The following is a 24426-nucleotide window of genomic DNA, read 5'->3' as shown; positions in this document are numbered from 1 at the left end:
ATGAGCGTGCTCCTCGAGGTCCAGGACCTGTTCGTCACCTATGGCAGCTTCAAGGCGCTGAGCGGCGCCTCCCTTCGGGTCGAGAAGGGCGAGATCCACGGGCTGATCGGCCCGAACGGCTCGGGCAAGACGACGATGCTCAATGCCGTCTGCGGCTTTGCGCGGGCGCGGACGGGCAGCATCGCCTTCGCCGATGCCCGGATCGAGAGGCTGCCGGTCCATCGGCGCGCCGCCATGGGGCTGGGCCGCAGCTTCCAGGGGATCGCCGTCTTCCCCGAGCTGAGCGTGATGGAGAATGTGCTGGTCGGGCTGCATCTGCACGATTCCCAGTCCTTCCTGCGCTCCTGCGTTCCTTTCCTGGGGCAGGCGGCCGAGCTCGAGAACCAGGCGCGCGCCCTGGCGGCGCTGAAATGGACCGGGCTCGAAGGCTCGACGGCCATGCCGGCCGGCACGCTCTCCTTCGGCGGCCAGCGGATGCTCGATCTGGCGCGGGCCATGGTGGCGGCGCCGAGCCTGCTGCTGCTGGACGAACCCGCCGCCGGCCTCAACCCCAACGAGGTGGCGCAGCTCGCCGGCATCGTCCGCGAGTTCCGCGCCCGCGGCTCGACCGTCGTGGTGGTCGAGCACCACCTGAAATTCGTGATGGGGCTCTGCGACCGCATCACCGTGCTCAATTTCGGCCAGACCATCGCCGCCGACACGCCGGACAAGGTGCAGAAGAACCCCGCCGTCATCGAAGCTTATCTCGGACCCGATCATGTCAGTATTGACGCTCACTGAGATCTCGTCCGGCTATCACGCGCCGCAGCCCGCGATCGACAAGGTGTCGCTGTCGGTCGAAAGCGGCAGCATCGTCGCGCTGATGGGTCCGAACGGCGCCGGCAAGACCACGACCCTGGCCGCGGTCTCGGGATTGCTGCGCCTCTGGTCGGGCAGGATCGAGCTCGATGGAAAGCGCATCGACCGGGGCAGCCCCGCCGAGGTCGTCCAGGCCGGCCTGGCGCAGGTTCCGGAAGGGCGGCGCATCCTCCCCGGCCTCACGGTCCAGGAAAATCTCAGCATGGGCGCCTACACGATCCGCAGCCGCAAGCTCGTGGCCGAGCTTCAGGACAAGATGATGACCCTGTTCCCGGTCCTGAAGCAGAAGCTGAAATCGCCCGGCGGCCTGCTTTCCGGCGGCGAGCAGGAGATGCTGGCCATCGCCCGCGCCCTCATGAGCAACCCCAAGATCCTCCTTCTCGACGAACCTTCCATGGGGCTGGCGCCCCTGGTCGTGCAGCGGATCTTCGAGTATCTGGTGGCGCTGAAGAAGGACGGGCTGGGCATCCTGCTGGTCGAGCAGAACGCCACCATGGCGCTGCGCATCGCGAGCTTCGCCTACATCCTGGAACGCGGCCAGGTGGTCGCATCCGGGGAGCCCGAAACCCTGGCGCGCGACGAAGGCATTCGCCGCGCCTATCTGGGCGCCTGAGGCGCTCCGTGGCCGAAGCTTCCGGCGATCTGGCGGGACGCCTGGCGCTGGTCGTCGGCGGCAGCGGCGGCATCGGCGCCGCCACGGTTCGCGCCCTGGCTCGCGCCGGCGCCACGGTGATCGTCGGCTACAACAAGGGAGAGACCGCGGCGACGGCGCTTCTCGCCGAGCTGCCCGGCGCCGGGCATCGCGCGATGCAGGTCGCCGTGGAGGACAGCCGGGCGATCCGGGTCCTGGCCGACGCGCTCGCCCGTGCTTACCCACGGCTCGATATTCTCGTCAACGCCGCCGGAACGACGCGGTCGATCGCCCATGACGATCTCGAGGCGCTGGACGACGCCACGATCGATCGGATCTTCGCCGTCAATCTGCGTGGACCCCTGGCCACGATCCGTGCGCTGAAGCCGCTCCTGCAGAGCGCCGGCGATGCCGTGGTGGTGAACGTCTCCTCGACCTCGGCCTTCACCGGCCGGGGCAGCAACATCGCCTATGCCGCCTCAAAGGCGGCGCTCGATACGCTCACGCGCTCGCTGGCCCGCGCGCTGGCGCCCGCGATCCGCGTCGTCGCCGTCTCGCCCGGCAGCGTGGACACCGATTTCGTGCCCGGACGCGACTGGGACGCGCTGCAACGCATGGCCCGGGCCTCGCCGCTGCAGCGGATCATCGAGCCCGACGACGTCGCCCGGGCCGTCCTGGCCTGCGTGACGCATCTCACGGCCGCCACCGGAATCAGGATCGTCGTCGACGGCGGCGCTCATCTCTGAATGTCGCGATGCGTGACGTCAGGCGCGGCGCGCGATCGCCTGCGCGGTCGTCATCGTGCTCCTTCGCCGAAACGACACCCGGCCCTGAAGCAAAGATAAGCAGACGCCATACTTTGCGCGCGATGGCGTGAAGTAGCATGCCGCTCGTGCAATGAGATTGCCGCGTTTGAATTCGTGATCGGAGAGAGTGCGATGGCAAAGAGCGCGCCCAGAATTGCGATCGTGGGTGGCGGGCTGGGCGGGCTCGCGGCGGCGGCGCTGCTGCAGGCCGAAGGCTACAACGTCCATGTCTACGAGCAGGCCCAGGTCTTCACGCGGCTGGGGGCGGGCATCCATCTCGGGCCCAACCTGATGAAGGTGCTGCGGCGCATCGGCATCGCGGACCGCGTCATCGAGACCGGCGCGTCGCCCAATCGCTGGGTGAGCCGGAAATGGGACGACGGGCGCGTGCTGCTGGACCACGAGATCGGCGAACCCGCCGCACGGCGCTACGGCGTCCCCTATATGATGGTCCATCGCGGCGACTTCCATGCCCGGCTGTTCGATGCCGTCAGGCCGGAATCGATCTCGCTGGGCAAGCGCGTGGTCGAGATCGATCCGACGGGATCGGTGGCGAAGCTCGGTTTCGAGGACGGCACCAAGGCCGAGGCCGACATCATCATCGGGGCCGATGGCGTGCGCTCGCGCATGCGCGAGGTGCTGCTGGGGCCGGAGGAGCCGCAATTCTCCGGCCAGGTCGCCTTTCGCTCGGTGTTCCCGGCAGCCCTGCTGGGCGACTACAAGATGGCGGATTGCGTCAAATGGTGGGGCGAGGACCGGATCTTCCTGGTCTATTACATCACCCGCGCCCATGACGAGATGTTCCTCGTCACCGCCTCGCCGGAAGCCGAATGGCCGCACCCGACCTCTTCGGTGCCGGGCGATCTCGGCGAGCTGCGCGCCGCCTTCCAGGGCTTCCATCCCGAGGTGCAGCGCATCGCCAGCCTCTGCCCGCAGGCGACCAAATGGGCCATGTACGACCATGAGCCCTTTCCGCTCTGGAGCCGCGGCCGCATCGTGCTGCTGGGCGATGCCTGCCACCCGATGCTCCCGTTCATGGGACAGGGCGCCGCGATGGCGATCGAGGACGCCGCCATGCTGACACGCTGCCTCAAGGCCTCGCCGACCGATTTCGAGTTCGCGTTCCAGCTCTACGAGCTGAACCGCAAGTCGCGGACCGCCAGCATCCAGGACGAGTCGCGCAAGAACGTCTGGCTGAAGGAGACCGCCGACCCGGACTGGGTGTTCGGCTATGACGTGACCGAGGAGCCGCTGATCTATCCCGACAAGCGGTGACGGTGCCCGCTCAGCCGGCCCGGCCGACGCCGGTCAGTTCCCCGATTCGCCGGGCATGCGCGACCGCCGCGCGACCTCCCGTGGTCTTGGTCAGGAGATCGAGCGTCTCATGGTCGTTGTCGTCGACCGGCGTCAGCGCCCGGTCCCGATAGGAGCTGGCGCCGGGATCGCGAAGGATGGCCCACCTCAGCCACAGCAACCGTGAGATCGCGGCGACGATGATCGCGTGCTTGCCGAGAGTTTCGAGGATGAAACGCGGCCAGAACCTCCAAGCGCTCTCGCGCGGGAGACCGGGACGGCGCTCGGAAGGGCGCTTGAGCCGGAGGAGGCCGCTCTGCAGGGGATGCAGGTTCTCGAGCCGGACCGTGGTCGCGAAATTGACGAGCAGCTTGATCAGGCTGCCCATCGGCAAACCCGTCGCCGCCGCGCGCCGCAACAGCGTCTCGATATGGGCCGGCGTGTAATAGAGGGACCAGGCCTCGCGATAGATACCTTCCCATTCCGGCCGGCTCATCCTGAGATGATCGGTGCAGACATGCTCGACATCGTATCTGTTGAGATCCGGATCCATCGCGGCGCCCTTCTTCCAGAGGAGCTGATGATCCTCCGAGCCCGGCAACGGCGTCAGGCAGAAGAACTCGACGATGTCGAGCGGCAGCTCCTCCTGGATGATCGCGATATCGCGCCGGATCGTCGCCGGCGTGTCTTCCGGAAACCCGAGGATGTACCCCGCGAGCGTCAGAATGCCTTCGGCCTTCCACGCCAGCAGCATCCGGCGATACTCGGTGATCTTGTTCTGGCGCTTCTTGGCGATCGCGAGATTGTCGGGATTGACGTTCTCGAGCCCGATGAAGACGCGGGTGACGCCCGCCCGCTTCGCCTTGGCGATGAAGCCGGGAATCTTGTGGCATAGCGTGTCGACCTGGATCATCAGCCCGAGGGGAATCCCGCCCTTCTCGCGCAGTTCGATCAGGCGGTCGAAGATCGCCTCCCAGTTCCGGTTGCGCGCGAAGTTGTCGTCGGTGATGAAGAATTTATGGATGCCCTGCGCCCAGTTGAGGCGGACGAGCTTCTCGACATCGTCGGCGGTGCGGAATCGGGACTTGCGGCCCTGCACATTGATGATGGTGCAGAACGAGCACTGATAAGGGCAGCCGCGGCCCGCATCGAAGCTGGTGCTGAAGCCCAGCGTGCGCTGCACATGTTGTTTAGGAATGAATGGCGCGGGCGCGCCCTCCATCCCCGGCAGATCGCTCAGGAAGTTGTAGAGCGGCGCCAGCCCGCCCGTCGCCGCGTCGCGCAACAGATCTTCGAAGCGGCCTTCCGCCTCCCCGGCGAACATGGAAATGCCGAGCTCGCGGCAGGCATCGAGCCCAACCGCATGCCCGTCGAGCATCGACAGGCAGCCTGAAACATGGAAACCGCCCATGACGACAGGGATGCCGGCATTGCGGAACGGCCGTGCGATATCGAGCGCGCGAGGATACTGGTTCGACTGGACACCAACGAGGGCCACCAGCCCGAAGCCCTCATGACGTTGGAAGCGAGCCAGAAGAACCGGCAGGTCGATACGGGTGTTGGTCTCGTCGATGATCGCGATGTCGATCCCGGTATCGGTCCCGAGCACCCGCCGCTCGGCGCAATCGGCCGCGATGCCATACATGGCGGCGAGCGAATTGGAGGGGATCATCGCCCGCCACCAGCGGATCACGTAGCCATCATCGTCATAATGCGACGGCTTGATCAGCACGAGCTGGAAGCGGCGCTTTGCAGCCACGTGGATCTGCCCCCCGGTTTCCCTTGGACAACGTAGCACGGCAAAGGCTTGCCGCAAGCATAGGCCGCAACGGCGTTTCAGCGGGGATGCGGTCTCAGCTCGCGCCCCTCACTGGAACCCCCAGCTGCCGTTCAGGACTTCCTGGGCGCAGGCCACGCCCGTCATCTTGTCCCCGATGGTGAGCTGATCCTCGGGTTTGCTCATCACCGCGTCGCAGATTTCCGGGGTCACGAACTGTCCGCCGGTTGCCATGGCGGTGAACATCGCCCACTCCTCCACCGATATCGGGCGCTCCTGGTTGGCGTCGGCCATCTTGAAACCCACCAGCATGTCCTCTTGGCCCTGCGCGACCTCGGCCTTGTGCAGCCACAGGGTTTGCAGGCCGCCCATGGCCAACGTCGCCTTGAGCTTCTGATCACCGGAGAGCAGGCCGCCTCCCGCATATTCGTGGACCGGGCTGCCGCTCTCAGTGAGGTTGCAGACGAAAACACCGAGCTTCGTGCCGGTCTTGCCATCCCACACAAGCTGCTCGGCTGCGCTGTCGCCGATGTCGAGTTCCTTCAGCAGCGCCGTGCAGTTCTCCTGGTGCAGGGCCTCGATGATCGCGGCGCTTCGCTCATGGATCGCGGCGTGCATGGGCTGGAACGGGGGCGCCTTCTCGGTCTCGCTCACTCCCGTCAAGTCGAGGACGGCTGTTCGGACCTTGCCCAACCCGGCCAGCGTTGCCGGCATCTCGTCGAGCTTCGCCTTGAAATCCGGCAGCAATCTGTTGATGTCCTCATCGAGGACCTGCTCGGCGGCTTGGCCGAAGCGCTGCCGATCGTTGGGGTCGGCGATGGTCATGGATGCCGTGCCCCAGTAGTTCACCAGCTTGGCAAGATCGCCGAGCGAGGCGACCTGCACCTGGCCCAGCCCGTCCATCGCCGCGGTCAAGGCTCGCGCATTGATCGCCTTCTGCTTGGCCGCGACGGCGGCCTGGAAGCTCTGCCGCCTGGCCTGATCCACGCTTTGCTGTGCAGGATCATTGGCGAGCTGATAGAGCTGGGGAAGCGAATCGGACGTGTCGGGGAGGGCGGCGATCCTGGTCTCGACGGCGGCGAGCGCCTCGAGGCCCGCGCTGTAGGCCTTGATGGCCGTGCGCGCCTGGGCGATCTGCGGGTCGGCGGTATCGATCCAGGCCCCTTTTGCCGCCAGCTTGAGAAGCTCGGGCGCATCGGCGGGCGGGTTCGATATCGTGGCGGCGCCGGGCATGGCGCGCCATGTCGCCTGGCATACCGCTCGAAGCGTCTGGAACCGGGTCAGATCCTCATCGCCCCAGACGGCCAACGAGATGCCGAAAACCGGCACCACGCGTTCATCCAGGAAGGCGGTATAAGTGCTCTGGTTGCCGAGCGTCACGCCCTGCCGCGCATCGGCCGCACCGCTCCAGCGATAGAGCTCGATGCAATCGGGCGGCACCCAGCCGGCGGGCGTCGCCTGTCGCAGTCCGGCACGGATCTCCTCGGCGCGCGTGGCGGCCTGACCGTCGATCGCTGTCAGTTCGTCGCTCGCCACCATCGCGGCGATGCGCTGGCGCACTTTCATCAGGGTGACGACGCCGTCAGCGGTTGCCGGCGCGGCCGCCACGTCCTGTCCCATCGCCTGGCCCGCGGCGGCCTGGATCGTCGCGCGGCGGTCCGATAATTCGGCCATGAGATGCTGGCGGTCGCCGTCCGGCAGGTAGGGGAGGAACTTGGCGATATAGACAAGGGGACCCGTGATCTCGCGCGGCAAACCCGCGGCCGCCTGGAGGTTCGGCTTGGCCGGATCGGCGTCAATGAGGGCGGCAAGGCCGCGGTCGAGCTCGGCCGTGTCGGGCAGCCCGGCAATGGCCGGGCGCTGCGATTCCACCGCCTGGCGTGCCTTGGCGACGGCCGCCAGCGTCTGGCCGAGCGTCTTGGCGACAGCGGCGTTCGCGACGCCCAGCGCATCCATCGCCGGCTTGTCGCCCGCCTTCTTCGCTTCTCGATAACAGGCCGTGAGAGCGCCACTCGCCGCCTTGATATCCTCGCCGGTCCAGGAAAGCGCGGTCACGCCGAAGACCGGCAGGAGCGCCTCGTCGGCAAGCGCCTTCGGCAGCGGCAGGGCCGGGGCGACGGTGTAGGTGTCGGTCGGAACGACCGTGGCCGACCATGCTTTCAGGACGTCGCAGGCCGGCACGGTGATTTGTGGAGCCGCAACCGCCGCATTCCCCCAGGTCAGCATGCCCGCCAGAATGGCACCGCCGAGCATGCGGCAAATCGACCGCTCATCCATGATCGCCCCCCGCATCAAATCGGATTTTGTTTTTTGCTGGTCTTGCCCACGCCCCTCCGACCGAAGGGCCGAACGCCAGGGCGAGAATATTCTCGCACCCGAATGGTGACAAGTTGGATGGCCCTAAAGCGGCCCGGGCGAGCCAGGTGACTGCGCACGGCCTAGGAACAAAGTCGCTTTCTCGCGAATGCTCTCCCGGAATGGGATTTCAGATAGGTTTCGAACTTCAGAGCTTTGGATTTGTCCGGGAAGGCGGAATAGCAGATCGCCATTGTGCCGGTTGTCGCTATAGCCGCTTCTTTGAGAAAGCTCTGCCGGATGGTGACTTCAGGTACTTCTCGAAAGCAAAGGCTTGCTTTTCATCCGAGAACGCGACGTAGGTCTTGATGACCCAGGGCGCATACTTCGACGTATGAGGCACGTCGCCTGCATTGTGCTTCTCCAGACGGGCGCGCAGGTCGGCCGTAACACCGACATAGTAGCGGTCAGCATCCTCCTTGCTGCGAAGAATATACACGTAGATCATGCGCCTTCCCCCGGACTTGCCGAGCCGTAGCTCGCGAAGCGCGCCATATCTTGCACCTGCCCGCCTTCGCCCTCCGGGCTTCGGCGCGGCAGCCTTCGCTCGCTTCGCCTCTGAGAACCCGACTCGGCTTGCCGAGCCGTAGCTCGCGAAGCGAGCCATATCTTGCACCTGCCCGCCTTCGCCCTCCGGGCTTCGGCGCGGCAGCCTTCGCTCGCTTCGCCTCTGAGAACCCGACTCGGCTTGCCGAGCCGTAGCTCGCGAAGCGAGCCATATCTTGCACCTGCCCGCCTTCGCCCTCCGGGCTTCGGCGCGGCAGCCTTCGCTCGCTTCGCCTCTGAGAACCCGACTCGGCTTGCCGAGCCGTAGCTCGCGAAGCGAGCCATATCTTGCACCTGCCCGCCTTCGCCCTCCGGGCTTCGGCGCGGCAGCCTTCGCTCGCTTCGCCTCTGAGAACCCGACTCGGCTTGCCGAGCCGTAGCTCGCGAAGCGAGCGAAGGCTGGTGGGCCCGGCAGGACTTGAACCTGCGACAACACCGTTATGAGCGGCGCGTTCTGACCAACTGAACTACGGGCCCGATCCCAGGCGGACGGTCGGCACTAAAGCAAAAGCCAGAACGACAGGTCATTCTGGCTTTTGGTATCCGGCGAAGGGAAGCTTCCGATCAGGTATCGAGGAAGCTCCTCAGCTTGCGCGAGCGGCTCGGATGCTTGAGCTTCCGGAGCGCCTTCGCCTCGATCTGTCGTATGCGCTCGCGGGTGACCGAGAACTGCTGGCCGACCTCCTCGAGGGTGTGGTCGGTGTTCATGCCGATGCCGAAGCGCATGCGCAGCACGCGCTCCTCGCGCGGCGTCAGGCTGGCGAGGACCCGGGTCGTGGTCTCGCGCAGGTTGGCCTGGATCGCGGCATCGAGCGGCAGCACCGCGTTCTTGTCCTCGATGAAATCGCCCAGATGCGAATCCTCCTCGTCGCCGATCGGCGTCTCGAGGCTGATCGGCTCCTTGGCGATCTTCATCACCTTGCGCACCTTCTCGAGCGGCATGCCGAGCTTCTCGGCCAGCTCCTCGGGCGTCGGCTCGCGGCCGATCTCGTGCAGCATCTGGCGCGAGGTGCGCACCAGCTTGTTGATGGTCTCGATCATATGCACCGGGATGCGGATGGTGCGGGCCTGATCGGCGATCGAGCGGGTGATCGCCTGCCGGATCCACCAGGTGGCGTAGGTCGAGAACTTGTAGCCGCGGCGATACTCGAACTTATCGACCGCCTTCATCAGGCCGATATTGCCCTCCTGGATCAGGTCCAGGAACTGCAGGCCGCGGTTGGTGTATTTCTTCGCGATCGAGATCACGAGGCGCAGGTTGGCCTCGACCATCTCCTTCTTCGCGCGACCCGCCTCGCGCTCGCCCTTCTGGATCGTGTTGACCACGCGCCGGAAGTCGGCGATCGGCAGGGAGACATGGTCGGCGATCGCCGCGATGTCCTGGCGGATCACCTTCACCTCGTCCTTGTGCTTGGCGGCGTAGTCCTTCCAGCCCTTGGAGGTGAGGCGGCCGACCTTGGAGAGCCAGCGCGGATCGAGCTCGCTGCCGTAATAGCGCTGGATGAAATCTTCGCGCTTGACGCGGTGCTTCTCGGCCAGGCGCAGCAGTTGCCCCTCGAGCCCGACCAGCTTGCGGTTGAGCTGGTACATCTCGCCCACGAGGCCCTCGAGCCGGCCGTTGTTGAGCTTGATGGGCTTCATCAGCTCGGCCAGCTCCTGCTTCAGCTTCTCGTAGCGCTTCTCGCTCGCCGGAATGAACTTCTCGCCCTTCTTGAAGGCCTCGAGCCGCTTCTCGGCGATCCGCTCGAGCTTCTGATAGGCCGCGGCCACGGCGTCGAAGGACAGGATGACCGAGGGCAGCAGCTCCTGCTCCATGGCCGAGAGCGACATGGCGTTCTCGTCGCTCTCCTCGCCTTCGGCCGGTGCGCCCTCGGGGCGCGGCTCCGCGCCCTCCTCGGTTTCCGCCTCTTCTTCCTCTTCCTCCTCCTCGACGGCATTGCCGCCGGCGGTCATGGCGGCGTCGCCCTCGGGGCTGCCGCCATAGGTGGCCTCGAGGTCGATCACGTCGCGCAGCAGCATCTGCCCGGCCTTGAGCTTGTCGCGCCACTCGATGATGGCGCGGCAGGTCAGCGGGCTCTCGGCGATGCCGCCGATCATCATGTCGCGGCCGGCCTCGATGCGCTTGGCGATGGCGATCTCGCCCTCGCGCGACAGCAGCTCGACCGAGCCCATCTCGCGCAGATACATGCGCACGGGGTCGTCGGTGCGGCCGATATCCTCGTCGCCCAGATTGCCGCCGCGGCCGCTCTCGGATTCCTCCTCGTCGGGCTGCGGGGCCGCGGGCTCGGCCGCCGCCTCCTCGTCCTCGGATTCGACGACATTGACGCCCAGCTCGTTGAGCATGGCCATCGTGTCCTCGATCTGCTCCGAGGAGACCTTGTCGGCCGGCAGCGCCTGGTTCAGCTCGTCATAGGTGACATAGCCGCGCTCCTTGCCGCGCGTGACGAGCTTCTTGACGGAGGCGCTCACGCTGTCGAGGAGCGGGCTGTCGCCGCCCTCCTCGCGCGCTTCGCCGTTTTCCGTCTTGGCTACCGGTTTCGTCGCCATCTCTTTACCGCCTGATGCTATCCGTTCGGTTCATTCCAGGGCCGATCCCGGGCCCACCGCCCGACGATCGCACCCGATCATTCAAATATGGTTCTGCCGGTCGCCCGGGAAACTCCGGCGCCCGGCCTATAAAGTCGGCGAGCTTACTTCACCCGTTTATCGATGTCGCGCCGGCGGCTCTCTCCCGCGAGGCTCTCGCGCTGCGCCGCCTGGAACCGCGCCCAGGCCTCGGCTGTCGCCTCGGCACCGAGCCGTTGGGCCGCGAGATCCGCCTCCAGCCGCGCCTGTCTCTCCTTCATCAGACCGAGCAGATGGTCAAACGCCTCTTCCGCGGCCGTGTCATCGACCCCGGAGCGACAGACGGAAAGACCCTTGTTTCGGGTGGTTAGCGCGTCCAGGACGCCGCCAAACCCAGCATCCACCAAGTGGCGTTTCAACCCCTCGACGTCAAGGTCCGGCGTGCCAGCGGCGTGGTCTATAATGGCTTGACGAAGCTTGTCAAGTTGCGAGTCGCCTAGCACGAGATGTGCCAATTCCTCGGTCCGCAGATGGGCGATCCGGGGGTGAGTCACTACGATTCCCAGGAGCATCTCCGGCTGGCGACGTTCCGGGTCCGGAACCCCTTGGCGCAGCGCGGCTCCGCCCCGCTCGGCCGGGGCCTGGCGATACCGGTTCCCCGCCCCCCGGCTGCTGCCAAACCCGGTCCCGCCGCCCTTGCCGCCGCCGGCGCGGCGATCCGCCGCCGGACCGCCCGTCCCGCCCCGCCGGTTGCCATAGCCGAACGCCTCGGCCAGCCGCCGGTCGAACTCGAGCCGGTAGTCCTCCTGGACCGTGCGGTCGGCGATCCGGGCCGCCAGCTCGCCCAGATGCTGGCGCAGGCCCGACCGGCGTTCCGGCGTGTCGAATCGCCGGCCGGCGGTCTCGGTCTCCCAGAGCAGGTCGGCCAGCGGCGTCGCCCGAACCAGCACCTCCTCCATGGCCGAGGGACCCCGGGCCTTGATCAGGCTGTCGGGATCCTCGCCCTTGGGCATCAGCGCGAAACGCAGCGAGCAGCCGGGCTTGAGCAGCGGCAGGGCCCGGTCGGCGCCCCGGGCGGCCGCCCGCTGGCCGGCATTGTCGCCGTCGAAACAGAGGATCGGCTCCGGCGCCAGGCGCCAGAGCAGCAGGATCTGCTCCTCGGTCAAAGCCGTGCCCAGCGGCGCCACGGCTTGGGCAAAGCCCCCCTGGCTCAGGCCGATCACGTCCATATAGCCCTCGGCGACGATGACCTCGCTCTTCTGGCGGATCGCCTCCTGCGCCTGGGCCAGGCCGAACAGCACGCGGCCCTTATGGAACAGCGGCGTCTCGGGCGAGTTCAGGTATTTGGGCTCTCCCTCGCCCATCACCCGCCCGCCGAAGGCGATGACGCGCCCGCGCTTGTCGGTGATGGGGAACATCACCCGGCCGCGGAACCGGTCGTAGGAGGCCCCGCCATCCGGCGGCTTGATCAGGAGGCCGCCCTCGATCAGCAGCGCCTCGGGGATGCCCTGCCTGGTCAGCGCCTCTTTCAGCGCCCCGCGGGAATCCGGCGCATAGCCGAGGCGGAAGCGCGCGACGGTTTCCTCGGCGAGGCCGCGATGCTCGATATAATCGCGCGCGGTGCGACCGCGCGGGCCCTTGAGCTCGGCCTCGAAGAACTTGGCGGCCGCCTCCATCGCCCCTAAAAGCGTGCTCTGGCGCTCCGCCTTGGCCCGCGCCTCGGGGTCGGGCTGCGGCACCGGCAGGCCCGCCTCGTTGGCCAGCCGCTCGACCGCCTCGGGAAAGCTCGCCCCCTCCGCCCGCATCAGGAAGCCGATCGCGTCGCCATGGGCGCCGCAGCCGAAGCAGTGGAAGAATCCCTTCTCCTCGTTGACGGTGAAGGAGGGCGTCTTCTCGTTATGGAAGGGGCAGAGCCCGACGAAATCGCGGCCCCGCTTCTGCAGCTTCACCCGGCGCCCGACCACATCCGCCAGCGGCAGGCGGCTTCTCAGCTCGTCGAGAAATTCCGGGGGAAAGGCCATGGACGGCGCAGGACTCCTGAAGCGGCCGAGGGCCTCGAAAGGGTGACAGAGTGTCGGCCTGCCCCCGAGTCGGGGGCAAGGCGTGAAATCCCGCTAAATATGGGGATTACGCGAATGGAACGGCAGGGCGCGGCCTTGCCGCAGGCGAGGGCTGGCCGCCCCGATCAAGCGCCCAGCTTCTGCTTCACCAGCTGCCCGGCCTTGGCGAAATCCATCCGGCCGGCGAAGCGCTGCTTCAGCAGGCCCATGATCTTGCCCATGTCCTTGATGCTCGAGGCGCCGGTCTCGCCGATGGCGGCGGCGATGGCTTCGCCCATCTCGGCCTCGGTCATCTGCTTGGGCAGGAAACGCTCGATGACGCCGATCTCCTCCTGCTCCTGCTGCGCCAGCTCGAGCCGGCCGCCTTTCTCATAGAGCTCGATCGATTCGCGGCGCTGGCGGACCATCTTGTGCAGCATCTCGACGATCTCCTCCTCGCCGATGCCGTCGGTGACGCCCTTGGGCCGCGCCGCGATGTCGCGATCCTTGAGGGCCGCGAGGATGAGGCGGACGGTCGAGATCGTGCGCTGGTCACGAGTCTTCATGGCCGTCTTCAGGGCTTCGTTCAGGTCGGTGCGCAACATGGGCCGCTCTCGATAGGGATAAGGCGGAAAATGCGGGCCTGACGCCCGCCGACTCCAGCCGCTTTCGGGAAAGGGCGCAGGGTAGCGGATCGAAGCCTCCGAGGCAATTTCGCCGCGCTCGTGCAAAGGCTTGATTTCGCTCAAAGAAATAAAGCAGTTCCTGGCTTGACGCGCGGGCCCGCTTTGCTTACAAGCGCCGCCAACTTGAGCGACGCGGCGCGCGTGACAATATACGGGTGCGCCGCGACCTCCTCCTCCCCGCGATCGCCAGGATCAACCCGCCGATGAGCGAGCCCCGACACACGCCCGCCCCGAACTCGTCAGGGGGGCGGCGTTCCTGGGCCACGGCGGTTCTCGCGCTGGCGGACGGGCATCTGATCTGGGGCCATGGCATCGGCGCCGTGGGCAAGGCGGTCGGCGAGGTCTGCTTCAACACCTCGCTCACCGGCTATCAGGAGATCCTGACCGATCCCTCCTATGCCGGCCAGATCATCACCTTCACCTTTCCGCATATCGGCAATGTCGGCACCAATGAAGAGGACATCGAGACGGTGACGCCGGCCGCGCGCGGTCTCGTGCTGCGTGCCGACATCACCGAGCCCTCGAACTGGCGCGCGACCCAGCATCTCGATGCCTGGCTCAAGTCGCGCAACCTGATCGGCATCGCCGGCATCGATACGCGCCAGCTCACGCGGCGCATCCGCGACGCGGGCGCGCCCTCGGGCGTGATCTGCCACGCGCCGGACAAGAATTTCGACGAAGCGGCCCTCGTCGCCGAAGCCAAGGCCTGGCCCGGGCTCGACGGGATGGATCTGGCGCTCGAGGTGAGCTGCCGGCAGAGCTACGAGTGGGACGAAACGCGCTGGACGCTCGAGAAGGGCTATGGCCGGCAGACGAGCCCGCGCTTCCATGTCGTCGCGGTCGATTACGGGGCCAAGCGCAACATCCTGCGCTGCCTCGCCTCGGTCGGCGCCAAGGTCACCGTGGTGCCGGCGACGGCCAGCGCCGAGGACATCCTGCGCCACAAGCCCGACGGCATCTTCCTGGCGAACGGCCCCGGCGATCCGGCCGCCACCGGTCAGTATGCGGTACCGGTGATCCGCCAGCTGCTCGCGACCGGCATTCCGCTCTTCGGCATCTGCCTCGGCCACCAGCTCCTGGCGCTGGCGCTCGGCGGCAAGACCAAGAAGATGCCGATCGGCCATCGCGGCGCCAACCATCCGGTCAAGGACCTCGCCACCGGCAAGGTCGAGATCACCAGCCAGAACCACGGCTTCTGCGTGCTGCCGGAATCGCTGCCCGAGGGCGTCGAGGTCTCGCATGTCTCGCTCTTCGACGGCTCGAACGAGGGCCTCAGGCTCACGGACAAGCCGGTCTTCTCGGTGCAGTACCACCCCGAGGCCTCGCCCGGCCCCAAGGACAGCCACTATCTCTTCGACCGCTTCGCCGAGCTGATCGAGAAACACAAGCGGGGTGCCTGACATGGCACTCTTTCAAGAAGTGAAAGAGAAGGTCCTCTTTCTAATCTGGAATGAGGCTTATGATTCAAATAGCGCTGGTCATTATCACATTACGTCTGCGCAAAGATTCTCGCCTCAAGACACCTCTTCATTAATCGCGAGAAAGGCAATTCAGGCGCTTATTGAAGAAGGGCTCTTAGAACGTAGCGAGGGGTGGCCGGAGCACTTCGAGATTTCAGCCCGAGGTATCGAATATGTTGAAGCTCAATTGGAGTCTTCATGGACAGTCATCGGGCAGTACGCAGAAGAAGAAGCACAGGCCCCACTTCGAGCATCCGCGCCCGAGCAAGCTGATACTTGGCAACCTTTGAAGATCGACCGGCAACAGCCAGAGTATCAAGAAGTCGTGAACTCAGTTGAAGCTGCTTTAGAAGCTATCAGGGGGGACAACGGTTACGCAACTTCGCAAGCAGATGAACGAGAGCAGATTGTCACCGCGATCCAAACTGGACTCGACCGCATCAAGCACGCCTTCCCTACGCGTGCTGAAATTAAAGCTCTGCTCCTAGACCCTTTAAAGTTCGTCGCACGAAAGTTCGCGGAAATGACAATTGGTGAGCTCGCAAAGGTGGCAGCCACCGCGATCATCAAGTGGTTGTTTTAATATGCCGAAGCGTACCGACATCAAATCGATCATGATCATCGGCGCCGGGCCGATCGTGATCGGCCAGGCTTGCGAGTTCGACTATTCGGGGACCCAGGCCTGCCAGGCGCTGAAGCAGGAAGGCTATCGCGTCGTCCTGGTGAACTCGAACCCGGCGACGATCATGACCGACCCGGGCATGGCCGACGCCACCTATATCGAGCCGATCACGCCCGAGATCGTGGCGCGCATCCTGGAGAAGGAGCGCCCCGACGCGCTGCTCCCCACCATGGGCGGCCAGACCGCGCTCAACACCGCGATGAAGCTCGCCAAGTCGGGCGTGCTGGAGCGGCTCGGCGTCGAGCTCATCGGCGCCAAGGCCGAGGCGATCGAGCTGGCCGAGGACCGGCTGCTGTTCCGCCAGGCGATGGAGCGCATCGGGCTGCAGAGCCCCCGCAGCCATCTCGTCAACACGCTGGAAGACGCCATCGAGGCGATGGAGGAGATCGGGCTGCCCTGCGTCATCCGCCCCTCCTTCACGCTGGGCGGCACCGGCGGCGGCATCGCCTATAACCGCGACGAGTTCGAGAAGATCGCGGCCGGCGGCCTGCGCGCCTCGCCGGTCAGCCAGGTGCTGATCGAGGAATCGGTCCTGGGCTGGAAGGAATACGAGATGGAGGTCGTGCGCGACCGCGCCGACAACTGCATCATCATCTGCTCGATCGAGAACATCGATCCGATGGGCATCCATACCGGCGACAGCGTGACGGTGGCGCCCGCCCTCACGCTGACCGACAAGGAATACCAGATCATGCGCGACGCCTCGATCGCGGTCCTGCGCGAGATCGGCGTCGATACCGGCGGGTCGAACGTGCAGTTCGCGGTCGATCCCAAATCCGGCCGCATGGTCGTGATCGAGATGAACCCGCGCGTCTCGCGTTCGTCTGCATTGGCGTCGAAGGCCACCGGCTTCCCGATCGCCAAGATCGCGGCCAAGCTCGCGGTCGGCTACAGCCTCGACGAGCTCAAGAACGACATCACCCGCGTCACGCCGGCCTCCTTCGAGCCGACCATCGACTATGTCGTCACCAAGATGCCGCGCTTCACCTTCGAGAAGTTCAAGGGCGCGGAGCCGCTGCTCACCACCGCGATGAAGTCGGTGGGCGAGGCCATGTCGATCGGCCGCAGCTTCCAGGAATCGGTGCAGAAGGCGCTGCGCTCGATGGAGACGGGGCTCACCGGCTTCAACGAGGTGGCGGTGCCCGGCGCCGACCCGATCAACGCGGTGCGCGCCATGCTGGGGCGGCCCACGCCCGACCGGCTCCTGGTCGTGGCGCAGGCCTTCCGCCTCGGCCTCTCGGTCGAGGATATCCATGCCATCACCCATTACGATCCCTGGTTCCTGCGCGAGATCGAGGCGGTGGTGGCGGCCGAGGCCCGGGTCCGCGCCGCCGGCCTGCCGTCCGATGCCACGGGCTGGGTGCGCCTCAAGAAGATGGGCTTCTCCGACGCGCGCCTCGCCGAGCTGACGGGCAAGGAGGAGGCCTCGGTCGCGCTCGCGCGCCGGCGCGCCGGCGTGACACCGGTCTATAAGCGCGTCGATACCTGCGCCGCCGAGTTCCCCTCCGCCACGCCCTACATGTACAGCGCCTACGAGGGCGACGGCGTCGAGCCGCCCGAATGCGAGGCCGATCCCTCCGACCGGCGCAAGATCATCATCCTCGGCGGCGGCCCCAATCGCATCGGCCAGGGCATCGAGTTCGACTATTGCTGCGTCCATGCGGCCTATGCGCTGAAGGAGGCCGGGTTCGAGACCATCATGGTCAATTGCAACCCGGAGACCGTCTCGACCGACTACGACACCTCGGACCGGCTCTATTTCGAGCCGCTGACGGCCGAGGACGTGATCGAGCTGGCGCGGGTCGAGCAGCGCAAGGGCAGGCTCGAAGGCCTCATCGTGCAGTTCGGCGGCCAGACGCCGCTGAAGCTCGCGGCCGCCCTCGAGGCCGCCGAGATCCCGATCCTCGGTACCTCGCCCGACGCGATCGACCTGGCCGAGGACCGCGAGCGCTTCCAGGCGCTCCTGGCCAAGCTCAAGCTGCGCCAGCCGGCGAACGGCACGGCGCGCTCCGGCCCCGAGGCGCTCAAGATCGCCAACCAGATCGGCTATCCGGTCGTGATCCGTCCCTCCTATGTGCTGGGCGGGCGCGCCATGGAGATCGTCCATAACGACGCCGATCTCGAGCGCTACATCAAGACGGCGGTCACGGTCTCGGGCTCGAGCCCGGTGCTGATCGATTCCTACCTGCAGGACGCGGTCGAGGTCGATGTCGATGCCGTCGCCGACGGCAAGGACGTCTATGTCGCCGGCATCATGGAACATATCGAGGAGGCCGGGATCCATTCGGGCGATTCCGCCTGCTCGCTGCCGCCCTATCACCTCGAGCCCGAAATCGTCGCCGAGCTCGAGCGCCAGACGATCGCGCTGGCCAAGGCGCTCAATGTCGTCGGCCTCATGAACACGCAGTTCGCGGTCAAGGACGGCGTGATCTATGTGCTCGAGGTCAATCCGCGCGCCAGCCGCACGGTTCCCTTCGTCGCCAAGGCGACCGGCCAGCCGATCGCCAAGATCGCGGCCCGCGTCATGGCCGGCGAGAAGCTCGCCGATCTCAAGCCCAAGGCGATGAATGACGGGCATATCGCGGTCAAGGAGGCGGTCTTCCCCTTCGCCCGCTTCCCCGGCGTCGACGTGATCCTGGGGCCGGAGATGAAATCGACCGGCGAGGTGATGGGGCTCGACCGCGATTTCGGCCGCGCCTTCGCCAAATCGCAGCTCGGCGCCGGCGTCGATCTGCCGACCAAGGGCACGGTCTTCATCTCGGTCAAGGATCATGACAAATCGGCGATGATCCCGCTGGGCCGGAAGCTGGTGGAGATGGGCTTCACCCTGATCGCGACGGCCGGCACCCAGCGCTTCCTGGCCGGCGAAGGCCTGCCCGTCACCCGGATCAACAAGGTGCTGGAAGGCCGGCCCCACGTGGTCGACGCCATGAAGAACGGCCGGGTCCAGCTGGTTTTCAACACCACCGAGGGGGCGGCCGCCATCGCCGACAGCGCCTCCATCCGGCAAACCGCACTTTTGGGCAATATCCCTTACTATACAACGGTTTCTGGAGCGCGGGCGGCGGTCGCGGCAATTGCCGCACTGGCCGCCGGCCCGCTTGAAGTCGCGCCGCTGCAATCGTACTTTAAGCGCGGGTTCTGATAATCGGCCCAACGCGGGTTGCGGCCGACGGTGTGCTTTTGACCTCAGCATGAAGCGGGGTCGGCCGCCTCCCTATCCCGTGACAGCACCGTTTTTTGATCTCGTGGTTGGAATGGCATGACCAAGATTCCCATGACGGCGGAAGGCTTCGCGCGCCTGGAAGAGGAACTGAAGCATCTGAAGTCGGTCGAACGCCCGGCCGTGATCCGCGCCATCGCCGAGGCGCGTGAGCATGGCGATCTGTCGGAGAACGCGGAGTATCACGCCGCGCGCGAGCGCCAGAGCTTCATCGAGGGCCGGGTGGCCGAGCTCGAGGACAAGATCTCGCGCGCCGAGGTGATCGATGTCAGCCGCCTGTCGGGCAAGGAAGTGAAGTTCGGCGCCACCGTCACGCTGCTGGACGAGGACACCGAGGAGAAGACGATCTACCAGATCGTGGGGCAGGACGAATCCGACATCGCCTCCAAGCGGCTGTCGATCTCCTCGCCGCTCGCGCGCGCCCTCATCGGCAAGCATGTCGGCGACAGCATCGAGGTGACGACGCCCGGTGGCTCCAAGTCCTACGAAATCACCAAGGTCGCGTTCAAGTAGCACGGCCGGGGACGGCTCTGCCGCGGAACCGCCCGACGGTTCCGCGGTCTCCGAACCGCGCGGCTTCTTCGACGTCGCCTTCACCGACGCGGTCAAGGCCGTGCAGGCGCGGCTGGGCTCGCGCGGGCGCAACGAGGAGATCGAGCGCAGCCCGGCCCGCAACAGCGTCACGCCGGAGCTGGCGGCCTGGCTCGCCGAGCGCAACAGCTTCTTCCTCGGCACGGCCAGCGCCGACGGCCGCCCCTATATCCAGCATCGCGGCGGGCCGCCGGGCTTCCTGGCGGCGCTGGACGAGAAGCATCTGGCCTTCGCCGACCTGCCCGGCAACAAGCAATACATCACGCTGGGCAATCTCAGCGAGAACGACCGTGCCATCATCTTCGCGATCGACTATGCGCACCGCCAGCGCATCAAGCTCTGGGGCCGCGCCGAGGTGATCGAGGACGATCCCGCGCTCATCGAGCGGCTGACCCCGCCCCAATCCCGCCTTCGCCCGCAGCGCGCGATCCGCTTCCGCCTCGAAGGCTGGGACGTGAACTGCCCGCAGCATATCCCCCAGCTCTTCACCGCCGAGGAGGTCGAGGCCGCGGCCGGCGCGATGCTGGCGCGGATCCAGGAGCTGGAAGAGGAAGTGGCGCGGCTGAAGGGCGAGACGGAATAGCGCGTCGCTCGCCTCGCGCGGGGGCGTCAGGTCGCTGTCACGCCGCGGCGAGGGGCGCGGTCGAGAGCCATCCACCTTCCCACGCCAGCCAGCAACTCTCGTCCGGCGGGATTCCCCGTCGCAAGGAACGCACCTTGACGGCATCGCCGCGCGCGAAGGCTTGGCGTGCCCGCTGCGCCGCTTCCGCCTCGCGCAAGCCCTGGCAGGCGATGAACATCGCCGGCGTCACGAATTCCGCCTCGAAACCCCGCGTTCCCGCCTCGATCAGCAACATGCCGCCCCAGCCCTTGTCGGGCGTCAGCGGAAACAGCAGGCGGCCGCCCGGGCGCAGGGCCTCGAGCCAAGCCTCCGCCGGATGCGTCGCGCCCGCATTGACGTAGATGACGTCGCTGGGCGGCAGCGGCCCGCTCGCGCCCGACCGGTTATGGATCGTGACGTTCGGCCGGTCGGCGAGAAGGCCCGCGGCCCGGCGGGAAAGAGGCGCGTCGATCTCGATGCCATGTACGGCACCTTCGGGGCCGACCAGATGGGCCAGGATGGCCGTGTAATAGCCGGTGCCGGTGCCGACATGGGTGACCGTCTCGCCGGGGCGCGGATCGAGCGCCATCAGCGACCGCGCATGAAGGCTGGGCTCGCCGTTATTGATGCCCTGCTCCGCCGAGAGCGCCACGACGAGATCCTGGTAGATCAGGGCGGGATCGTCGGAGGGAGTCACGACATAGCCGCCGTCGGTGAAGATCCGCCACGGACCGGGGCCGAGAAACCGCTCCCGGGGAATCGAGCGGAAAGCATCGCGCAGCCGCTCGACCGCGGGCCCTTTCAGCGGTGCCATCAGGAGATCGGCATAGAGTTGGCGGAACGGCAGGAGGCGCTCTTCGCTCACGGGAGTCGCTCCGCTGTCCGGCGATGTCGGGGGAGAAGGCTGCGCCGCGCGAGGCACCCTATTGTGCCGCGACCAGCTCGTCCTCGAGGTCGATCGGCACGCCCGGCGCGTTCTTGCAGGTGCGGATGGCCAGCGCCGACTTGACGTGGCTGACGTTGGGGGCGGGCGTCAGCTTGGTGGTGAGGAAGCGCTGATAGGCGTCCCAGTCGACCGCGACCACCTTCAGGAGGAAATCCGTCTCGCCGGCCAGCATGTGGCACTCGCGCACCTCCGGCCAGGAGTTGGTCAGCGCCTCGAAGGCCTTGAGGTCATGCTCGGCCTGGCTCGAGAGGCCGACCTGCGCGAACACCGTCACGCCATAGCCCAGGGCCTCGGCATTGAGATCGGCATGGTAGCCGCGGATGAAGCCGGCCTCCTCCAGCGCGCGCACGCGCCTGAGGCAGGGCGGCGCCGAGATCCCGGCATTCTTCGCCAGGTCCACATTCGTCATGCGGCCGTCCTGCTGGAGGTCGCTGAGGATCTTCCGGTCGATTCGGTCGAGCTTGACCCGGCGCATGGTTTCCCTCGGGCGGGCGGTGGCGGGTTATGCGCAATTATATTGCCGAACCGGCAGGGCCGCCAGCCGTCGCCGCCGGTTCCGGCGCCTGGGTAGAGAGCGCCACTGGGCGCTTAACCCCAGGAGAAACAAGGATTCTGACCGAAATTTGCAGAGCTCCGCGTTCGGAGCATGGCTTGTTTCCGCGGCCGCCCCACCCTTAATGTGAGGAGACCGGTTTTCGCGAGCTCCGGCGCCGTCCCAGCGGGTCCCTTCAGGCGGGGTCCCGCAACAGATTGGCGTCGCTATCCGGCAAGCGAGTCGGCCCGCTAGTGTCGCCTCATCTGGAAAACGACGAGCCCAAGGATCGGCCCCTCATGGCGCAGCAGCATCACCTCAAACTCCTGATCATCGGCTCGGGTCCCGCCGGCTTGACGGCGGCGATCTATGCCGCGCGCGCCAACCTGAAGCCGATGCTGCTCGAGGGCATCCAGCCCGGCGGCCAGATGACCATCACCACCGACGTGGAGAACTATCCGGGCTTCGCCGACGTGATCCAGGGCCCCTGGCTGATGGAGCAGATGCGCGCCCAGGCGCTCCATGTGGGCACGCGCATCGAGGCCGACACCATCACCACGATCGATCTGTCGCGCCGGCCCTTCCGCGCCACCGGCGACAGCGGCGATGTCTACATCGCCGACGCGATCGTCATCGCCACCGGCGCCCAGGCGCGCTGGCTGGGGCTCGAGAGCGAGCAGCGGCTGCGCGGCTCGGGCGTCTCGGCCTGCGCCACCTGCGACGGCTTCTTCTTCCGCGGCAGGGAGGTCGTGCTGGTGGGCGGCGGCAACACCGCCGTCGAGGAGGCGATCTATCTGAGCAACATCGCCAGCAAGGTCACGGTGGTGCATCGGCGCGACAGCTTCCGCGCCGAGAAGATCATGCAGGACCGGCTGTTCAAGAATCCGAAGATCAACGTCATCTGGGACAGCGTGGTCGAGGAGGTGCTCTCGGCCGGCGATCCGCCGGGCGTGACCGGTGTCAGGCTGCGCAACGTGAAGAGCGGCAAGACCAGCGAGCTTGCCTGCGAGGGGTTCTTCGTCGCCATCGGCCATACGCCGGCGACCGAGCTCTTCAAGGGCCAGATCGAGATCGATGCCGACGGCTATGTCGTGACCCGGCCCGACAGCACGCAGACCTCGGTCCGCGGCGTGTTCGCGGCGGGCGACGTCAAGGACAAGGTGTTCCGCCAGGCCGTAACGGCGGCCGGCATGGGCTGCATGGCCGCCCTCGAGGCCGAGCGATTCCTGGCCGCCGAGGAAGCCGAAAGCGAGCCGGCCGCGGCGGAATAGCCGGGCCGGTTCAGGGGTGCCTGCCCGCGCCGGAAGGGACGGGATGCGGCAGGTCAATCAGATTTGCGTCAGGGGGCCGATCCGGCCATGGCCATGGATTGGGACAAGCTCAGGATCTTTCACGCGGTCGCGGAGGCCGGCAGCTTCACCCATGCGGGCGAGGTGCTGAACCTTTCGCAGTCGGCGGTGAGCCGGCAGATCAGCGCGCTCGAGGAGAGCCTCAATGTCGTGCTGTTCCACCGCCATGCGCGCGGCCTGATCCTCACCGAGCAGGGCGAGCTGCTCTACCGCACCGCCCATGACGTATTCGCAAAGCTCGCCATGACCGAGGCGCAGCTCGCCGAAAGCAAGGAGCGGCCCAAAGGCCGCCTCAAGATCACGGCGACCGTGGCGCTCGGCTCGACCTGGCTCACGCCGCGCATGGCCGAGTTCGTCGATCTCTATCCCGATGTCGGCGTCGATCTCGTGCTCGAGGACCGCGAGCTCGATCTCAGCATGCGCGAGGCCGACGTCGCCATCCGCATGGCGCCGCCGCGCCAGCCCGGCCTGATCCAGCGCCACCTGATGACGGTGCGCATGCCGATCTACGCGGCGCCCGACTACATCAAGCGCTACGGCGCGCCCGAGAGCGCCGCCGATCTCGACAAGCACCGCATCATCGTGTTCGGCGAGGAGGTCCGCCCGCCGGTGCCGGAAGTGAACTGGCTCCTGCGCGCCGGCACGCCGCCCGACCGGCCGCGCCAGGCGGCGCTCACCGTCAACAACAGCTACGCCATCCTGCGCGCCGTCCAGAGCGGCATCGGCATCGCGAGCCTCGCGACCTACATGGCGCACGACACGCCGAACGTCGTGCGCATCCTGCCCGAGCTTGAAGGCCCCCGAGTCGACGCCTACTTCGTCTATCCGGAGGAACTGCGCAACTCGAAACGCATCCAGGTCTTTCGCGATTTTCTTCTGAGAAAAGTGGCGGCGACCGAATCCTGATTCGTCGACCAATGATCGCCCGCTGCCGCAATCGTTCTTTGAAGTCAATAGGATGACATTCAGGAGGAGAGCTCTCGAAACCGGTCTGCGAGGCGAAGGAAAATGGTATGCGATTGGCGCATATCTCGCTTGTGATTTTGACTCTGGTCCGAGCGGACAGCTTCGCTACTTATTCTAATATCTGCTGCATCGCACAATCGCGAAGCAGCCGAACGAGTTTCGGCGAAGCCCTTGGTTTCGCCACATCGGATCCGGGTGCAAGGCCCGGATGAGGGTCTTCGGACCCTTACGTCTCCCAGACGTGAAGCCTCCCTGTTTAACTTGCCGGGCCTTTGGGCCCGGCTTTTTCTTTTGCGGGAAGGCTCCGGCGACCGCCCTCGCCGGGTGCATAACCCGATAAGCGGCGCGGCGGCGTTTTTCCCTCGGGGGGAACGATCCGGCAACGGCCCGGACGGGCCGCCCCCGCGGCATCCGGCGTCATGGGATTCTTAACCCGGCCTGGACAATATCGCCCGCCCGCGGCCGAACCCGCCGCGCACCATCCCCATCATCAGCCGACGGTCCCCCCTCGATCATGAGT

General features: G+C 66.6%; 19 protein-coding genes and 1 tRNA gene. 11 read left to right on the top strand and 9 right to left on the bottom strand.

Annotation, left to right across the window (positions count from 1 at the left end; translation table 11 throughout):
* The 4 genes from FRZ61_RS05130 to FRZ61_RS05115 all read left to right on the top strand — a co-directional run bounded on the left by FRZ61_RS05130 (position 1) and on the right by FRZ61_RS05115 (position 3570).
* The gene (locus FRZ61_RS05130) at positions 1 to 780 is read left to right on the top strand and encodes an ABC transporter ATP-binding protein (RefSeq protein WP_151120695.1); all 780 of its coding nucleotides are present in this window, start codon (positions 1 to 3) and stop codon (positions 778 to 780) included.
* Positions 758 to 1471: an ABC transporter ATP-binding protein gene (locus FRZ61_RS05125; protein WP_151115407.1), complete on the top strand. Its 714-nt coding sequence runs from the start codon at positions 758 to 760 to the stop codon at positions 1469 to 1471. The genes FRZ61_RS05130 and FRZ61_RS05125 overlap by 23 nt, the downstream gene beginning before the upstream one ends.
* Positions 1472 to 1479: 8 nt before the next feature.
* Positions 1480 to 2235, top strand: coding sequence for an SDR family NAD(P)-dependent oxidoreductase (locus FRZ61_RS05120; protein WP_225309123.1), 756 nt, complete (start codon positions 1480 to 1482; stop codon positions 2233 to 2235).
* A 192-nt stretch (positions 2236 to 2427) separates the two neighbouring features.
* On the top strand, positions 2428 to 3570 hold the full coding sequence (locus FRZ61_RS05115; RefSeq protein ID WP_151115405.1) for an FAD-dependent monooxygenase: 1143 nt from the start codon (positions 2428 to 2430) through the stop codon (positions 3568 to 3570).
* A 10-nt stretch (positions 3571 to 3580) separates the two neighbouring features.
* Here the strand turns inward: FRZ61_RS05115 and FRZ61_RS05110 are convergent, their stop codons facing one another.
* The 7 genes from FRZ61_RS05110 to FRZ61_RS05075 form a co-directional block, all read right to left on the bottom strand.
* Positions 3581 to 5347: a B12-binding domain-containing radical SAM protein gene (locus tag FRZ61_RS05110; RefSeq protein WP_225309122.1), complete on the bottom strand. Its 1767-nt coding sequence runs from the start codon at positions 5345 to 5347 to the stop codon at positions 3581 to 3583.
* A gap of 108 nt (positions 5348 to 5455) precedes the next feature.
* Positions 5456 to 7642, bottom strand: a complete 2187-nt coding sequence (locus FRZ61_RS05105) for a hypothetical protein (protein WP_151115403.1) — start codon at positions 7640 to 7642, stop codon at positions 5456 to 5458.
* A 286-nt stretch (positions 7643 to 7928) separates the two neighbouring features.
* Complete coding sequence (locus tag FRZ61_RS05095) at positions 7929 to 8168, bottom strand: GIY-YIG nuclease family protein (protein ID WP_151115401.1); 240 nt, start codon at positions 8166 to 8168, stop codon at positions 7929 to 7931.
* Positions 8169 to 8666: 498 nt separating this feature from the next.
* A tRNA-Ile gene (locus FRZ61_RS05090) sits at positions 8667 to 8743 on the bottom strand.
* 87 nt (positions 8744 to 8830) lie between these two features.
* Positions 8831 to 10813: an RNA polymerase sigma factor RpoD gene (gene rpoD / locus FRZ61_RS05085; protein WP_151115398.1), complete on the bottom strand. Its 1983-nt coding sequence runs from the start codon at positions 10811 to 10813 to the stop codon at positions 8831 to 8833.
* A gap of 143 nt (positions 10814 to 10956) precedes the next feature.
* Positions 10957 to 12852 carry a DNA primase gene (gene dnaG / locus FRZ61_RS05080; protein WP_151115397.1) on the bottom strand — a complete coding sequence of 632 codons (1896 nt, stop codon included), beginning with the start codon at positions 12850 to 12852 and terminating at the stop codon, positions 10957 to 10959.
* A 164-nt stretch (positions 12853 to 13016) separates the two neighbouring features.
* Positions 13017 to 13475 (bottom strand): GatB/YqeY domain-containing protein, encoded by a 459-nt coding sequence (locus FRZ61_RS05075; protein ID WP_151115395.1) that lies wholly within the window; start codon positions 13473 to 13475, stop codon positions 13017 to 13019.
* A gap of 284 nt (positions 13476 to 13759) precedes the next feature.
* On the opposite strand from FRZ61_RS05075, the gene carA reads away from it, so the two are divergent.
* From carA to FRZ61_RS05050, 5 genes are all read left to right on the top strand, one after another.
* Positions 13760 to 14956: a glutamine-hydrolyzing carbamoyl-phosphate synthase small subunit gene (carA, locus tag FRZ61_RS05070; protein WP_151115393.1), complete on the top strand. Its 1197-nt coding sequence runs from the start codon at positions 13760 to 13762 to the stop codon at positions 14954 to 14956.
* Between the two features lies 1 nt (position 14957).
* Positions 14958 to 15599, top strand: coding sequence for a hypothetical protein (locus tag FRZ61_RS05065; RefSeq protein ID WP_151115391.1), 642 nt, complete (start codon positions 14958 to 14960; stop codon positions 15597 to 15599).
* A gap of 1 nt (position 15600) precedes the next feature.
* A complete protein-coding gene (gene carB / locus FRZ61_RS05060; RefSeq protein WP_151115389.1) occupies positions 15601 to 18843 on the top strand; it encodes a carbamoyl-phosphate synthase large subunit in 3243 nt (1080 codons plus the stop codon).
* A 117-nt stretch (positions 18844 to 18960) separates the two neighbouring features.
* The gene (gene greA, locus FRZ61_RS05055) at positions 18961 to 19434 is read left to right on the top strand and encodes a transcription elongation factor GreA (protein WP_151115387.1); all 474 of its coding nucleotides are present in this window, start codon (positions 18961 to 18963) and stop codon (positions 19432 to 19434) included.
* Positions 19391 to 20095, top strand: coding sequence for a pyridoxamine 5'-phosphate oxidase family protein (locus FRZ61_RS05050; RefSeq protein WP_151115386.1), 705 nt, complete (start codon positions 19391 to 19393; stop codon positions 20093 to 20095). Before greA ends, FRZ61_RS05050 begins: the two co-directional genes overlap by 44 nt.
* A gap of 37 nt (positions 20096 to 20132) precedes the next feature.
* Here the strand turns inward: FRZ61_RS05050 and FRZ61_RS05045 are convergent, their stop codons facing one another.
* Positions 20133 to 20978 (bottom strand): protein-L-isoaspartate O-methyltransferase family protein, encoded by an 846-nt coding sequence (locus FRZ61_RS05045; protein WP_225309121.1) that lies wholly within the window; start codon positions 20976 to 20978, stop codon positions 20133 to 20135.
* Between the two features lie 58 nt (positions 20979 to 21036).
* The gene (locus FRZ61_RS05040) at positions 21037 to 21534 is read right to left on the bottom strand and encodes an Lrp/AsnC family transcriptional regulator (protein ID WP_151115384.1); all 498 of its coding nucleotides are present in this window, start codon (positions 21532 to 21534) and stop codon (positions 21037 to 21039) included.
* 356 nt (positions 21535 to 21890) lie between these two features.
* Between FRZ61_RS05040 and trxB the strand changes: the two genes are divergently transcribed.
* Together trxB and FRZ61_RS05030 are read left to right on the top strand one after the other, a co-directional pair.
* Entirely contained in the window at positions 21891 to 22862 is a 972-nt protein-coding gene (gene trxB / locus FRZ61_RS05035) for a thioredoxin-disulfide reductase (RefSeq protein WP_151115383.1), read from the top strand.
* A 93-nt stretch (positions 22863 to 22955) separates the two neighbouring features.
* The gene (locus tag FRZ61_RS05030) at positions 22956 to 23846 is read left to right on the top strand and encodes a LysR family transcriptional regulator (protein ID WP_151120691.1); all 891 of its coding nucleotides are present in this window, start codon (positions 22956 to 22958) and stop codon (positions 23844 to 23846) included.
* Positions 23847 to 24426: the final 580 nt, after the last annotated feature.

This window comes from Hypericibacter adhaerens, assembly GCF_008728835.1.
GTDB lineage: Bacteria > Pseudomonadota > Alphaproteobacteria > Dongiales > Dongiaceae > Hypericibacter > Hypericibacter adhaerens.
Note: the sequence above shows the minus strand (reverse complement) of the source record. Positions and strands in the feature narration are given on the sequence as shown.